The sequence below is a fragment of the Pseudomonas sp. BJa3 genome (assembly GCF_026343815.1).
Taxonomy (GTDB): Bacteria; Pseudomonadota; Gammaproteobacteria; order Pseudomonadales; family Pseudomonadaceae; genus Aquipseudomonas; species Aquipseudomonas soli.
On sequence record NZ_JAOXMC010000011.1, the window covers coordinates 12959 to 27369 of the forward strand.

At 65.4% G+C, this 14411-nt stretch carries 13 protein-coding genes; 10 read left to right on the top strand and 3 right to left on the bottom strand.

The genetic code is table 11. The features are described from left to right. The first annotated feature begins 66 nt into the window (after positions 1 to 66). Positions 67 to 993: a DMT family transporter gene (locus tag OH705_RS15175; RefSeq protein ID WP_267302453.1), complete on the top strand. Its 927-nt coding sequence runs from the start codon at positions 67 to 69 to the stop codon at positions 991 to 993. 67 nt (positions 994 to 1060) lie between these two features. On the opposite strand, the gene OH705_RS15180 is transcribed toward OH705_RS15175, so the two are convergent. Further along, positions 1061 to 2221: an MFS transporter gene (locus OH705_RS15180; RefSeq protein ID WP_267302454.1), complete on the bottom strand. Its 1161-nt coding sequence runs from the start codon at positions 2219 to 2221 to the stop codon at positions 1061 to 1063. A 107-nt stretch (positions 2222 to 2328) separates the two neighbouring features. Between OH705_RS15180 and ptrR the strand changes: the two genes are divergently transcribed. Together ptrR and OH705_RS15190 are read left to right on the top strand one after the other, a co-directional pair. Beyond that, positions 2329 to 3222 carry a putrescine utilization regulator PtrR gene (ptrR, locus tag OH705_RS15185; protein ID WP_267302455.1) on the top strand — a complete coding sequence of 298 codons (894 nt, stop codon included), beginning with the start codon at positions 2329 to 2331 and terminating at the stop codon, positions 3220 to 3222. Between the two features lie 124 nt (positions 3223 to 3346). Then, the gene (locus OH705_RS15190; RefSeq protein ID WP_256206021.1) at positions 3347 to 3475 is read left to right on the top strand and encodes a PA1414 family protein; all 129 of its coding nucleotides are present in this window, start codon (positions 3347 to 3349) and stop codon (positions 3473 to 3475) included. A 92-nt stretch (positions 3476 to 3567) separates the two neighbouring features. Here OH705_RS15190 and mnmC read toward each other — a convergent pair whose 3' ends face one another. Next, positions 3568 to 5538, bottom strand: a complete 1971-nt coding sequence (mnmC, locus tag OH705_RS15195; RefSeq protein ID WP_267302456.1) for a bifunctional tRNA (5-methylaminomethyl-2-thiouridine)(34)-methyltransferase MnmD/FAD-dependent 5-carboxymethylaminomethyl-2-thiouridine(34) oxidoreductase MnmC — start codon at positions 5536 to 5538, stop codon at positions 3568 to 3570. A 153-nt stretch (positions 5539 to 5691) separates the two neighbouring features. On the opposite strand from mnmC, the gene pap reads away from it, so the two are divergent. Next, a complete protein-coding gene (pap, locus tag OH705_RS15200; RefSeq protein WP_267302457.1) occupies positions 5692 to 7185 on the top strand; it encodes a polyphosphate:AMP phosphotransferase in 1494 nt (497 codons plus the stop codon). Positions 7186 to 7365: 180 nt separating this feature from the next. Then, entirely contained in the window at positions 7366 to 8319 is a 954-nt protein-coding gene (locus tag OH705_RS15205; RefSeq protein WP_023631942.1) for a DMT family transporter, read from the top strand. A gap of 44 nt (positions 8320 to 8363) precedes the next feature. On the opposite strand, the gene OH705_RS15210 is transcribed toward OH705_RS15205, so the two are convergent. Continuing rightward, the gene (locus OH705_RS15210; RefSeq protein ID WP_038705627.1) at positions 8364 to 9758 is read right to left on the bottom strand and encodes a class II fumarate hydratase; all 1395 of its coding nucleotides are present in this window, start codon (positions 9756 to 9758) and stop codon (positions 8364 to 8366) included. 153 nt (positions 9759 to 9911) lie between these two features. Here OH705_RS15210 and OH705_RS15215 point away from each other — a divergent pair, with 153 nt between their 5' ends. The 5 genes from OH705_RS15215 (at position 9912) to OH705_RS15235 (ending at position 14351) form a co-directional block, all read left to right on the top strand. Further along, complete coding sequence (locus OH705_RS15215) at positions 9912 to 10430, top strand: DUF2059 domain-containing protein (protein WP_023631438.1); 519 nt, start codon at positions 9912 to 9914, stop codon at positions 10428 to 10430. A gap of 10 nt (positions 10431 to 10440) precedes the next feature. Continuing rightward, on the top strand, positions 10441 to 10740 hold the full coding sequence (locus tag OH705_RS15220) for a BolA family protein (RefSeq protein WP_023631439.1): 300 nt from the start codon (positions 10441 to 10443) through the stop codon (positions 10738 to 10740). Positions 10741 to 10957: 217 nt separating this feature from the next. Then, on the top strand, positions 10958 to 11890 hold the full coding sequence (locus OH705_RS15225; RefSeq protein WP_267302458.1) for a rhodanese-related sulfurtransferase: 933 nt from the start codon (positions 10958 to 10960) through the stop codon (positions 11888 to 11890). A gap of 3 nt (positions 11891 to 11893) precedes the next feature. After that, entirely contained in the window at positions 11894 to 12526 is a 633-nt protein-coding gene (locus OH705_RS15230) for a DsbA family protein (protein WP_110604974.1), read from the top strand. Then, positions 12519 to 14351 carry an ABC transporter ATP-binding protein gene (locus tag OH705_RS15235; protein ID WP_104444283.1) on the top strand — a complete coding sequence of 611 codons (1833 nt, stop codon included), beginning with the start codon at positions 12519 to 12521 and terminating at the stop codon, positions 14349 to 14351. The genes OH705_RS15230 and OH705_RS15235 overlap by 8 nt, the downstream gene beginning before the upstream one ends. Positions 14352 to 14411 lie beyond the last annotated feature (60 nt).

Genomic DNA, 14411 nt, shown 5'->3' on the forward strand with positions numbered 1-14411 from the left:
CGATAATCGGGATCCATTCTCACCGCCGAGCCTTGCCATGTCGTTCAACCCGCAGAGGGGCCGCCCATGACCGCGGTCCGCAAGAACCCCGACGCTTTTGCTTTCCAGGTCATGCTGGGGCTGTGCCTGATCTGGGGCTGCCAGCAGGTGCTGATCAAATCCGCCGCGGTGGATATCGCGCCAGTGATGCAGGCGGCGTTTCGCAATGGTATCGCCGCGGTGCTGGTGGGGCTGCTGGTCTGCTTCCGCGGAGGCTGGAGCCTGGTGGGCAGCACTTGGCGTGCCGGGCTGCTGGCCGGCGCGTTGTTCGGGCTGGAGTTCCTGTTCATCGCCGAGGGTCTGAAGCTGACCTCGGCGGCGCATATGTCGGTGTTCCTCTACACCGCGCCGATCTTCACCGCCCTGGGGCTGCATTTCATGATGCCCAGCGAGCGGCTGCGGCTGTTGCAGTGGCTGGGAATCTTGCTGGCGTTTGCAGGGATTGCCCTGGCCTTCGCGGGTAGTGTTTCCCTGGAGCACCTCGATGGACGCATGCTACTTGGCGACGCGCTGGCGATCCTCGCAGGCTTGGCGTGGGGCGCGACCACGGTGGTGGTGCGCGGCTCGCGGTTATCCGAGGCGCCGGCAACCCTGACCCTGTTCTACCAGCTGGCAGTGGGGTTTGTCGGGCTGGTGCTGATCGCCTTGGTGAGTGGACAGATCGCCGACTTTTCGCTGACCCCGCTGGCGGTGGGCAGCGTGCTGTTCCAGGGGATCGTGGTGTCGTTCGTGAGCTACCTGACCTGGTTCTGGTTGCTGCGTAAGTACCTGGCCTCGAACCTGGCGGTGTTTTCCTTCATCACGCCGCTGTTCGGGGTGACCTTTGGCGTGCTGCTGCTGGACGAGCCGCTGAGCCTGAATTTCGTGATCGGCGCGGTGATGGTGCTGCTCGGGGTGATCATGGTCAGCGCCGAGGCGTGGGTGCGGCAGCAGTTGCGCAAACTGGTGGGGTAAGCGGTCTGTAGTTCCGGCCCTATCGCGAGGCAAGCCCGCCCCCCCCAGGGCTTGCCTCATCACAGGGTCAGCCTGCCTGTCTCAGGTTGGCGCAGGTTGGTGGAGCCGAGAGCCCCCCGGCCAACATCCCGGCCAATCCCATCCCTACCGCAGCCAGTACCAATGCGGGCTGTAGTCCCCCACTGAAATGGCTGCTCAACGCCGCCAGCAGCGGCCCACTCAATTGCCCAAGGGCGAAACAAGCGGTCAACAATCCGGCATTACGCTGCGTGGCATGGGGCGCCAGTTCCCGCGAGCGCTGCATCACCAGTTGCATGCAGGCCAGGAACGGCCCGCCGCACAGCAGCACGCCCAATGCCAGGCCAACCCCGCCGCCCAGCAGGCAGGCCAGTACACCCAGCCCTTGCAACCACAGGGTGATGCTCAGCCAGGTCGAGGTGCGGCCCGGGCGGCGCAGGCTGACGATCATCACACCCAGCGCCGAGGCCAGGCCGAACGCCGGCCAGAACAGGTCGGCCAGCCATTGCCCATGGAACTGCTGGCTGGCCATCTGCGACAGGAAGGTGGCCGGCAGAATGTAGCCGATCCCGTAGAGCGCGTAGACCAGGCCCAGGCGGCCGATGCCATTGTTGGGGCCGCGGTCGTTGCCCAGGGGCAAGGTGACGGGTTCGAGCGCTCGCGGTAGCCACGGCAGCACCGCAAGCAGCATGATCAGTGCGGCGACCCCATAAACCAGCCACAGGGCCGCCGAATCCAGCCCCAGCAGGTGCGCAGCCAAGGCCAGCAAGCCTGTCACCGCGATCCCGACACCGGGTCCGGCGAACACCAGTGCGCCGAGACGCTGGCGGCCATGGGCACTGGCCAGTTGCTGGCTGAGGCTGGCGATCATCACCAGTACCCAGGCGCTGGCCACGCCGGTGCCGAAGCGCAGCAGCAAATGGCTCCAGAATCCGTCGGCCGCCCACGATGCCAGGGTCAGCAATACGCACAGCCACAGCCCGCCATGCAGGCGCAGGCGTACCTGGCGTGGCTGGCGGGCGAACATGCCGTCCACCGCGCCAAGAAAGTAGCCCAGGTAGTTGGCGGCGGCGACCAGGCCGCCAGCGGTCAGGTCGAACTGGCCCTCGGCGATCAGCCGGGGCAGTTGTGGGGTCAGGGCGAAGCGGCCGATGCCCATGGCCATCATCAGCGCCACGGCGCTGGCCAACAGTTGCACGAAGGGCGACATGGAAAAGTCTCCTGCACGAAGGGATGCGATGGATGGCAGGGTAGGGTGCATTGACTTTCAATAAAATTGAATAATGATGATGAAGTTGTTCTGTTTTGGAGAATCTCATGGAGTTCAGCCAACTGCGCATCTTCCAGGCCGTGGCCGAGGAGGGTTCGGTTACCCGCGCCGCCGAGCGCTTGCACCGGGTGCCGTCGAACCTGTCGACGCGCCTGCGTCAGCTCGAGGAGCAACTGGGCGTGGAGTTGTTCCTGCGCGAGCGCCAGCGCTTGCAGCTGTCGCCGGCCGGCAAGGTGCTGCTCGACTACGCCAACCGCCTTGCCAACCTGCGCGACGAGGCGCTCGCGGCGGTGCAGGGGGGCCAGCCAGCGGGGGATTTCGTGCTGGGCACCATGTACAGCACCGCGTCCATTCATTTGCCAGCGCTACTGGCGCGTTATCACCAGGCTTATCCAGCCGTGAACCTGCAGGTCCAGGCGGCGCCTAGTGCGGAACTACTCGAAGGCGTGCTCAGCCATCGGCTGGACGCGGCGTTGGTCGACGGCCCTCTCAACCTGGCCGGGCTGGATGGCGTGCCACTGTGCGAGGAAACGCTGGTACTTATCACCAGCCCCGAACACCCGGTGGTGCACAGCGCCAGTGACGTTGCCGGCAAGGCGGTGTTCACCTTCCGCCAGGGCTGCTCGTACCGCATGCGCCTGGAAGCCTGGTATGCCCATGCCCACACGCCCATGGGCCGGGTGATGGAGATCGAGTCCTACCAGAGCATGCTGGCCTGCGTGATCGCCGGGGCCGGGGTGGCACTCATGGCGCAATCGATGCTCGACAGCCTGCCGGGGCGCGACCAGGTGCGTGCCCACCGCTTGCAGGCACCGTTCGATCATGCGATGACCTGGTTGATGTGGCGCCAGGGCAAACGCGGGGCCAATCTGCAGGCCTGGATCGATTTGCAACAAAGCGAAACGATTGACCGACCGTCGGAAGCTGCCATCTGCGCTTGATCCGGGTCAGAATCGCCCATATCTGTAAGAACAGAGGCATGCGCAATACAAGACATCGGACTATGATCTGTATGACGCATCGCAAGATTGATTGACCGTGAGGCTGACCCGTCAAGGGGGCAATATGAACGAACGCATGTACAACTGGCTCCATGACCTCGCCGTCGCCCTGGGCCTGCTCCCGCCACCGTTGCAGCCGGTGCCGATCCCGACCGACGAAGAACAGCGCAAGCGCCAGCCGCGTCGGCGCTGACCACAAGGCAAAAGGCCGCCGCATCCAGTCGATGCGGCGGCCTTTTGCGTTCAAGGGGCGCGCTTTCGGGGGTGCAGCGCCCAATCCCGGTGCTACTTGCCGCGGATAAGCCGACGCAGCGCGAAGCGGTTGGGATGGCACGCCTCGGCCACCGCTCTGGGCACCGGCAGCGGCTCACCACTGACCCACGCCGCAATCAGCTCACCAGACAGCGGCGCGGTGATCAGGCCCCGTGAGCCGTGCCCACTGTTCACGTACAGCCCCTCCAGCCACGGGCAGGCTAAATCCGGTACCTGCCGCGCATCCTTGCCCAACATGGCGTAGGCCTCGTTGAACGCTTCGACATCGGCCATCGGCCCGACGATGGGCAGGTAATCCGGGCTGGTGCAGCGAAACGCCGCCCGGCCCTGCAACTGCGCCGGGTCCAGCTCGGCGGTGCGCAGGCGGGCGGCGAGGTCTGTGGAGATGTCATCGAGCAGCGCCAGGTTACCCTGATGCTCGGCCACGGTTGGCGTCAGGTCTTCGCTGTTGAAGTCGAAGCTGGCGCCAAGGGTGTGCTCGTCCCCTCGCGGGGGCGCCACGTAGCCGTCGGCACAGACCACGGTGCGCAGCGCACGGCTGCTTTCGGTCACGGGCAGGCGGGTGATCTGCCCACGAATACGCTTGAGCGGCAGCCCGGCGCACGCCGGGAAACGGCGGATATCGGCGGCGCCGGCCAGCACTACCAGCGGTGCGCTGGCCAGCAGGCGCTCACCCTCCCAGGCCTGCCACAACCCATCGGTACGGCGCAGCTCGAGCACATCGGCGTGGGTAAGCAGGCGGATGCGCGGGTGGTCCAGCTGGGCCTGGCACAGCGCAGGCGGGTGCACCCAGCCACCTTCGGGGTAGTACAGGCCGCCGCTGGGCAACGCGACCCGGGCGATGGCTTCGGCTTGGGCGCGTTCCAGGCGCTGCAGCAGGCTGTTGTCGAAGGCCGCTGCCAGCTTGGCCTGGCGCGCATTTTCCTGATCATCAAAAGCCAGTTGCAACACGCCGCAGGCATCCCAGTCCCGGCCACGCTGCAGGTGCTCGAGCCAGCGGCGGGTGTAGCCGAAGCCGGCGAGGATCATCTGCGAAAGGGCGGTGCCGTGGGCGGAAAGCTTGAGGTACAGCACGCCTTGTGGATTGCCCGAGGCCTCCCGGGCCGGGCCGTCGTGGCGCTCCAGCACGCTGACCTGCCAGCCCCGTGCTGCCAGGCTCCGGGCCGTGGCACTGCCGGCCAGGCCGGCGCCGATCACCAGCGCTTCGCGTGGCCCCGATACGGGTGCCGGGTGTGCGTACCAGGGCGCTGCGCGAGCGACAGGCGCACCGTTGTAGACCCCGTGCATCACTTCCCACTTCTTGCCGATGCCCGGCACTTTCTTCATGGTGAAGCCGGCCTCGATCAGCGAGCGACGCACCCAGCCAGTGGTGGTGAAGGTACCCAGGGTGGTGCCGGGGTGCGACAGCCGCGCCAGTTGGGCGAACAGTTCTGGCGTCCACATGTCGGGGTTCTTCGCCGGGGCGAAGCCATCGAGGAACCAGGCGTCGATGCGGGCGTCGAGCTGAGGCAACTGTTCCAGCGCGTCGCCGATCATCAGGGTCAGGGTGACGCGGCCACCGTCGAGACTGAACTGCTGGAACCCCGGGTGGATCGCCACGTACTGCTCCAGCAACGGCTGGGTGAAGGTTGCCAGTTCCGGCCATAGTTGCATGGCGCGGGCCAGGTCTTCGCGGGCCAGCGGGTACTTCTCGACGCTGACGAAATGCAGGCGCGCGTCGGCGGGCGCAAGCTCCGCGAACAGTTGCCAGGCACAGAAGAAGTTCATGCCGGTGCCAAAGCCCGTTTCACCGATCACCAGGCAGGCATGCGGCTGCAGCTCGGCGAAGCGCTGGCGCAGGTGATTCTGCTCGATGAACACATGCAGGGTCTCGTCGATGCCTTCGTTGATGGCGAAGTAGACATCGTCGTATTGCCGGGAGTGGGGGCGGCCCTGGTCATCCCAGTCGATCTGGGCCTGTGTAGGGAGGAGGGTGTCGGACATGGTCGGCTCGGTTGCAGCAAAGGGTGGATCTTAAGCTATCTGCAGACGCTTGCGTCGTTCGTGGCAGCGGCCTGGTGTCGCGATGCTGAGCGCAGAGGGCGCAAAAATCCTGCTCGATCCGCTAATCTTGCTTATCCATTGAAGGAGCCCGCCATGTTCGAATCCGCCGAAATCGGTCACAGCATCGACAAGGACACCTACGAAGCCGAAGTGCCCGCCCTGCGCGAGGCCTTGCTCGAAGCCCAGTACGAACTCAAGCAGCAGGCGCGCTTTCCGGTGATCGTGCTGATCAACGGCATCGAAGGCGCCGGCAAGGGCGAGACGGTCAAGCTGCTCAACGAGTGGATGGACCCGCGGCTGATCGAGGTACGCACCTTCGACCAGCAGACCGACGAAGAGCTGGCCCGCCCGCCGGCCTGGCGCTACTGGCGGGCGCTGCCACCGAAGGGGCGCATGGGCGTGTTCTTCGGCAACTGGTACAGCCAGATGCTCGAAGGGCGGGTGCACGGCCAGTTCAAGGACGCCGTGCTCGACCAGGCCATCGCCGGAGCAGAGCGCCTGGAGCAGATGCTGTGCGACGAGGGCGCGCTGATCATCAAGTTCTGGTTCCACCTGTCCAAGAAGCAGATGAAGGCGCGGCTCAAGGCGCTGAAGGACGACCCGTTGCACAACTGGCGCATCAGCCCGCTGGACTGGCAGCAGTCGGAAACCTACGACCGCTTCGTGCGCTTCGGCGAGCGGGTGCTGCGCCGTACCAGTCGCGACTATGCGCCCTGGCATGTCGTCGAAGGCGTCGATCCGCACTACCGCAGCCTGGCGGTCGGGCGCATCCTGCTCGAAAGCCTGCAGGCCGCGCTGGCCAATAATCCCAAGGGCAAGCACCAGGGCAATGTCGCGCCCCTGGGGCGCAGCATCGACCAGAAGAGCCTGCTCGGCGCCCTGGACATGACCCTGCGCCTGGACAAGCACGACTACCAGGAACAACTGGTCACCGAACAGGCACGCCTGGCCGGCCTTTTGCGCGACAAGCGCATGCGCCGGCACGCCCTGGTGGCGGTGTTCGAAGGCAATGACGCGGCCGGCAAGGGCGGGGCCATCCGGCGGGTGGCGGCGGCGCTGGACCCGCGCCAGTACCGCATCGTGCCGATTGCCGCGCCCACCGAGGAAGAACGTGCCCAGCCGTACCTGTGGCGCTTCTGGCGCCATATCCCGGCCCGCGGCAAGTTCACCATCTTCGACCGCTCCTGGTATGGCCGCGTGCTGGTGGAACGGGTCGAGGGCTTCTGCAGCCCTGCGGACTGGATGCGCGCCTACGGCGAGATCAACGACTTCGAGGAGCAACTGAGCAACGCCGGGGTGGTGGTGGTCAAGTTCTGGCTGGCCATCGACCAGCAGACCCAGCTGGAGCGTTTCGAGGAGCGTGAGCAGATCCCGTTCAAGCGCTACAAGATCACCGAGGAAGACTGGCGCAACCGCGACAAGTGGGATGTCTATTCCGAAGCGGTGGGCGACATGGTCGACCGCACCAGCACCGAGATCGCGCCGTGGACCCTGGTGGAGGCCAACGACAAGCGCTGGGCGCGGGTGAAGGTGCTGCGCACGATCAACCAGGCACTGGAGGCAGCGTTCGCCAAGGACAAGAAGTAGGCGGATCGTGCACGGGTGTTGGCTTGGCCCTATCGCGGGGCAAGCCCGCTCGCACGAAAGCCCGCCCACGCATTGAGCATGCATCCAGGGAATGACCTGATGAAATCTTTTCCCACCACATCCTTCCCGGCAAGCCTTTAGACTGCAGCTTCCCCCGCCAAGGCCTGATTCGAGAACACCATGCACATTTCTTCCGGACGCTGGGTCCAGGGCCTGCTGCTGGCGCTGCTGACCGCGTTTCTCTGGGGCATCCTGCCGATCAAGCTCAAGCAGGTGCTGCAGGTGATGGATCCGGTGACCGTCACCTGGTACCGCCTGAGCGTTTCCGGCGGCCTGCTGTTCGCCTGGCTGGCGGCCAATCGGCGGCTGCCGTCTTTCAGCGGTCTCGGTGTCAAGGGCAAGGGCCTGGTAGCCGTCGCGGTGGCGGGGCTGGTCGGCAACTACGTGCTGTACCTGGTCGGGCTCAACCTGCTCAGCCCTGGCACCGCGCAACTGGTCGTACAGCTGGGGCCGGTGCTGTTGCTGGTGGCCAGTGTCTTCGTCTTCAAGGAGCGCTTCAGCCTGGGGCAGGGCCTGGGCCTGTTGGTGCTGCTGTTGGGCTTCGCGTTGTTCTTCAACCAGCGCCTGGAAGAACTGCTCACGTCACTCGGCACCTACACCACCGGTGTGCTGACCATCATCCTGGCGACCAGTATCTGGGTGTTCTATGCCCTGAGCCAGAAGCAATTGCTGACGGTGTGGAACTCGCAGCAGGTGATGATGGTGATCTACGTCTGCTGCGCGCTGCTGCTGACGCCTTGGGTGCATCCGCTGGAGGCGTTGCAGCTCAGCCCGTTGCAGGGCTGGCTGTTGCTGGCCTGCTGCCTGAACACACTGGTGGCCTATGGCGCGTTCGCCGAGGCATTGGCGCATTGGGAGGCCTCGCGGGTGAGCGCGACCCTGGCGCTGACGCCGCTGGTGACTTTCGTCGCGGTAGCGCTGGCTGCCTGGCTTTGGCCGGACTACGTGCATGCCGAGCAGATCAATGGCCTGGGGTATGTCGGGGCGGTGACCGTGGTACTGGGCTCGGCGCTGGTGGCGCTGGGGCCATCGCTGATGGCTGGCTGGAAAGCGCGTCGGGTGCAGGTTGATTGATGGCCTCATCGCGGTGCAAGTCGCATTGCGATGAGGCCGCCGTATCAGCCCTTGCCGCCGGGCGCCAGCATGTTCTCTGGCCGCACCCACTGGTCGAACTGCTCGTTGGTCAGGTACTTGAGCTCCAGCGCCGCCTCGCGCAGGGTCTTGCCCTCGGCGTAGGCTTTCTTGGCGATTTCCGCCGCCTTGTCGTAGCCAATGTGCGGGTTCAGCGCGGTTACCAGCATCAACCCACGCTCCAGGTGCGCCGCCATCTGTTCGGCATCCGGCTCGATGCCGGCCACGCAGTGCTGCTGGAAGTTGCTGCAACCATCGGCCAGCAGTTCGATCGACTGCAGCAGGTTGTGAATGATCACTGGCTTGAACACGTTCAATTGCAGATGCCCTTGGCTGGCGGCAAAACCGATCGCCGCATCATTGCCCAGCACCTGGCAGGCCAGCATCGACAAGGCCTCGCACTGTGTCGGGTTGACCTTGCCGGGCATGATCGAGCTCCCTGGCTCGTTGGCTGGCAGGCGTACCTCGGCAATCCCCGCGCGCGGGCCGGAACCCAGCAGGCGCAGGTCGTTAGCGATCTTCATCAGGGCCACGGCCAGGGTCTTCAGCGCGCCGGCCAGGCTGGTCAGCGGCTCATGGCCGGCCAGGGCGGCGAACTTGTTCGGCGCGGTGACGAACGGCAGGCCGGACAAGGCCGCCAGCTCAGCGGCGATGGCTTCGGCGAAACCGTGCGGGGCATTGAGCCCGGTGCCCACGGCGGTGCCGCCCTGGGCCAGCTCGCAAACCGCCGGCAAGGTCGCGCGAATGGCGCGCTGGGCGTAGTCGAGTTGGGCAACGAAGGCCGAGACCTCCTGGCCGAAGGTGATGGGCGTTGCGTCCATCATGTGCGTGCGCCCGGTCTTGACCAGGTGGGTGTGGCGCGCCGACAGCTCGGCCAGCCCGGCCGACAGTTCGGCGATCGCCGGCAGCAGTTTGTCATGCACCGCCTGAGCCGCGGCGATGTGCATGGCGGTGGGGAAACAGTCGTTGGAGCTCTGCGAGCGGTTGACGTGATCGTTGGGGTGCACTGGCACCTTGCCGCCACGGCCCTTGCCGGCCAGTTCGTTGGCGCGCCCGGCGATCACCTCGTTGACGTTCATGTTGCTCTGGGTGCCGCTGCCGGTCTGCCACACCACCAGCGGAAATTGGTCGTCGTGCTCGCCGTCGAGCACTTCGTCGGCGGCCTGCTCAATCAGGCGGGCGATATCGGCGGGCAGGTCGCCGTTGCGGTCGTTGACCCGGGCAGCGGCTTTCTTGACCAGCGCCAGGGCATGCAGTACCGCGAGCGGCATGCGCTCCTTGCCGATGGCGAAGTTGATCAGCGAACGCTGGGTCTGCGCACCCCAGTAGGCGTCCTCCGGAACTTCGACCGGGCCCAGGCTGTCTGTCTCGATACGGCTCATGCTGCGCTCACTCCTTTGTAGTTCGAAATCGCAGTTTAGGCCCTGATTCGATAGAGCGGTTCCGTCGCTCGTCGTGCCACTTGAGCACTTCGCCATCACAGCGCAGAATGCTCTACTCTGAGGTACCCGCCTCCCTTTCTTGAAGGAAATGCAATGACCCGTCTCCGTGTCCTCTGTGCCGCCGTTGCCCTGGTTTGCGCCAGCGGCCAGGTACTCGCTGCCACTCCAGCGCACAACGCTGCCGCCGAGAAATTCCTGACCCTGGCCAATGCCGACAAGCTGGGCACCCCGGTGTACATGCAGGTCCAGCAGATGTTCGCCCAGCGCTTCGAGCAAACCAAGGCGCCGGCCTCCAAGAAAACCGTGCTCGACAGCTACCAGGCCAAGGCCAACGCCGCCCTGGACAACGCCATCGGCTGGAAGAAGCTCAAGCCGAAGATGGTCGACCTCTACACCGCGACCTTCACCGAGGCCGAGCTGAACGACCTGGTCAAGTTCTACGAATCGCCCCTGGGCAAGAAAGTCCTGCGTGAAATGCCCAAGGTCACCCAGCAGTCCGCCCAGCTGACCCAGCAGAGCCTGGAGCCGGCGGTACCGGTGGTCAACAAGCTGCTCGACGACATGACCAAGGAACTCGACCCAAGCGCCGGCAAGGCCCCGGCGAAGAAGTGAGCGTGACGCGATGAGCATGCAGCAACGCATCGAACAGCAGCTGGCGCCGCTGGGCACGCAACACCTCGAAGTGCACAACGAAAGCCACATGCACAGCCGTGGCCAGGAAACGCACTACAAGGCGGTGCTGGTCAGCGAGCAGTTCGCGGGGCTGAACAGCGTCAAGCGCCACCAGAGGGTCTACGCCACCATGGGTGAGCTGATGGGCCAGATCCACGCCCTGGCGATTCACACCTACACGCCCGAGGAATGGGCTGTGGTCGGTGTGGCGCCGGCCTCGCCGGTGTGCGCCGGCGGCGGCAAGCACTGAATCCTTTCCGTCGTTCTGATACAATTCGCGTTATTCCCTCGGGGCCGCTTTGCGGCCCATCGCCGGCAAGCCGGCTCCCACAGGTCCTGCGCAAATTTCGAGTCTTGCGCTGAGCGTGTGGGAGCCGGCTTGCCGGCGATGGGCTGCGCAGCGGCCCCATGCTTTTGCCAAACCCGGTCCGCCCCTTACGAGGGCAACCACCTGGAGATTCAACGCAATGACCCAACCGATCGTCGTGGCGGCGCTGTACAAGTTCGTCACCCTCGAAGACTACGTCGAACTGCGCGAGCCGCTGCTCAAGGCCATGCTCGACAACGGCGTCAAAGGCACCCTGCTGCTGGCCAACGAAGGTATCAACGGCACCGTCTCGGCCACCCGCGAAGGCATCGACGCGCTGCTGGCCTGGCTGCGCAACGACCCACGCCTGGTGGACGTCGACCATAAAGAGTCATACTGCGACGAGCAGCCGTTCTACCGCACCAAGGTCAAGCTCAAGAAAGAGATCGTCACCCTCGGCGTGCCTGGCGTGGATCCGAACAAGGCGGTCGGCACCTACGTCGACCCGAAAGACTGGAACGCCCTGATCAGCGACCCGGAAGTGCTGCTGATCGACACCCGCAATGACTATGAAGTGGCCATCGGCACTTTCAGGGGCGCCATCGACCCGAAGACCGAGACCTTCCGCGAGTTCCCCGACTACATCAAGGCCCACTTCGACCCGAGCAAGCATAAGAAGGTCGCCATGTTCTGCACTGGTGGCATCCGTTGCGAAAAGGCCTCCAGCTACATGCTCGGTGAGGGCTACGAAGCGGTCTATCATCTTAAGGGTGGCATCCTGAAATACTTCGAGGAAGTACCCCAGGAAGAAAGCCTCTGGGACGGCGACTGCTTCGTCTTCGACAACCGGGTCACGGTGCGCCACGACCTGACCGAGGGCGAGTACGACCAGTGCCATGCCTGCCGCCACCCGATCGACGTGAAGGACCGGGAGTCGGAGCACTATTCGCCAGGCGTGAGCTGCCCGCACTGCTGGGACAGCCTGAGCGAGAAGACTCGGCGCAGCGCCATCGATCGCCAGAAGCAGATCGAGCTGGCCAAGGCGCGCAACCAGCCGCACCCGATCGGTTTCAACTACAAAGCCGAGGCCTGATGCATGTCCGCACGCCTGCTCTATGTGATGGACCCGATGTGCTCCTGGTGCTGGGGCTTTGCCCCGGTGGCCGAGGCGCTGATCGCCCAGGCCAGTGAGGCGGGTGTAGGGACCCGCCTGGTGCCGGGCGGCCTGCGCACCGGTGGCAGCGCCCTGGACGCCTCGACCCGCAAGTACATCCTCGAGCACTGGCAGGCGGTGCATGATGCCACCGGGCAACCGTTTCGTTTCGACGATGCGATGCCCGACGGTTTCGTCTATGACACGGAGCCGGCGTGCCGCGCCCTGGTGGCCGCACGCGAGCTGGATGAAAAGCAGGCCTGGCGCCTGCTGCAACTGATCCAGGCATCGTTCTACCAGCAGGGCGTGGATGTCACCCGCGCCCCGCAACTGGTGGAGCTGGCCGAGCAGGCCGGCTTCGACCGCGAGCAGTTCTCCCAGCGCTTCACCCTTCCTGACACCCGTGTCGCCACCAGTGCCGATTTCGCCTGGGTGCAGGACCTGGGCATCGCTGGCTTCCCCACGCTGCTGGCCGAGCGCAATGGCCAGCTGGCCCTGCTGACCAATGGCTACCAGCCGCTGGACAGCCTGCAACCCTTGCTCGGCCGCTGGCTGCAGCAGGCCGCCTGTGCTTGACCTGCCAGGGTCGCCAGACCCTGTGCCAGGGAAGTCCCCCGCTGTGCCCGATCGCCTGAGCTGGGCGGAGATCCGCCGCCTGGCCCTGCACCACAAGCAAGCCCTGTGGACCGCCAACCTGGTGGCCGTGCTCGCCGCCCTGTGCAGCGTACCGATTCCCTTGCTGCTGCCGCTGCTGGTGGACGAAGTGCTGCTGGGGCATGGCGACGCAGCGCTGAAGTGGATGAACAATTTTCTGCCCACAGGCTGGCAGGTGGCCGCCGGTTACATTGGGCTGATGCTGTGCGCCACCCTCGGCCTGCGCCTGGCGGCGTTGGCGTTCAACGTGGTCCAGGCCAAGCTGTTCGCCGGCCTGGCCAAGGATATCGTCTACCGCCTACGCATCCGTCTGATCGAGCGACTCAAGCGCATTTCGCTCAAGGAATACGAAAGCCTGGGCAGCGGCACGGTGACCACCCACCTGGTCACTGATCTGGACACCCTGGACAAGTTCGTCGGTGAAACCCTGAGCCGCTTCCTGGTGGCCGTGCTCACCCTGACCGGCACCGCGGCCATCCTGATCTGGATGCACTGGCAGCTGGCGTTGCTGATCCTGCTGTTCAACCCGCTGGTGATCTATTTCACCGTGCAGTTGGGCAAGCGCGTCAAGCACCTGAAGAAGCTCGAGAACGACAGCACCGCACGGTTCACCCAGGCATTGACCGAGACCCTCGACGCGATCCAGGAGATCCGCGCCGGCAACCGCCAGGGCTACTTCCTCGGCCGCCTGGGGCTGCGCGCCCGCGAGGTGCGCGACTACGCGGTGGCCTCGCAGTGGAAGAGCGACGCCAGTGGCCGCGCCAGTGGCCTGTTGTTCCAGTTCGGCATCGATATCTTCCGTGCCGCTGCCATGCTCACGGTGTTGTTCTCCGACCTGTCGATCGGCCAGATGCTGGCGGTGTTCAGCTACCTGTGGTTCATGATCGGACCGGTGGAACAGTTGCTGAACCTGCAATATGCCTACTATGCCGCCGGCGGTGCGCTGAGCCGCTTGAACGAGCTGCTGGCGCGGGCCGACGAGCCGCAGTACCCGGCGGCCGCCGACCCGTTTGCCGGGCGCGACACGGTCGGTATCGAGGTGCGCGACCTGCGCTTCGCCTATGCCGACGAACCGGTGCTGGACCAGCTCAACCTGACCATTGCCCCGGGCGAGAAGGTCGCCATCGTCGGTGCCAGTGGCGGCGGCAAGAGTACCCTGGTGCAGTTGCTACTTGGGCTGTACAGCGCCCAGGCCGGGACCATCCGCTTCGCAGGCGCCAGCCTGCAGGAGATCGGCCTGGAGACCCTGCGCGAAAATGTCGCGGTGGTGCTGCAGCACCCGTCACTGTTCAACGACAGTGTGCGCGCCAACCTGACCATGGGGCGTGACTGCAGCGACGACGCCTGCTGGCAGGCGCTGCGCATCGCCCAGTTGGACGCCACCATCGCCGCGCTGCCCCAGGGCCTGGACAGCATCGTCGGGCGTTCCGGCGTGCGCCTGTCCGGTGGCCAGCGCCAGCGCCTGGCGATCGCCCGCATGGTGTTGGCCGAACCCAAGGTGGTCATCCTCGACGAGGCCACCTCCGCGCTGGACGCCGCCACCGAATACAACCTGCACCTGGCCCTGGCGCGCTTCCTCAGCGGGCGCACCACGCTGATCATCGCCCACCGCCTGTCGGCGGTGAAGCAGGCGGACCGGGTGCTGGTGTTCGATGGCGGTCATGTCGCCGAAGATGGCGACCACCAGCAGCTGATCGCCGAAGGTGGCCTGTACGCCAAGCTCTACGGCCACCTGCAGCAAACCTGAAAACAGCCTCAAGGTTCGAGCTGCAAGCGGCAAGTTGGGGGCAGCGCACTTTTTCTTGTC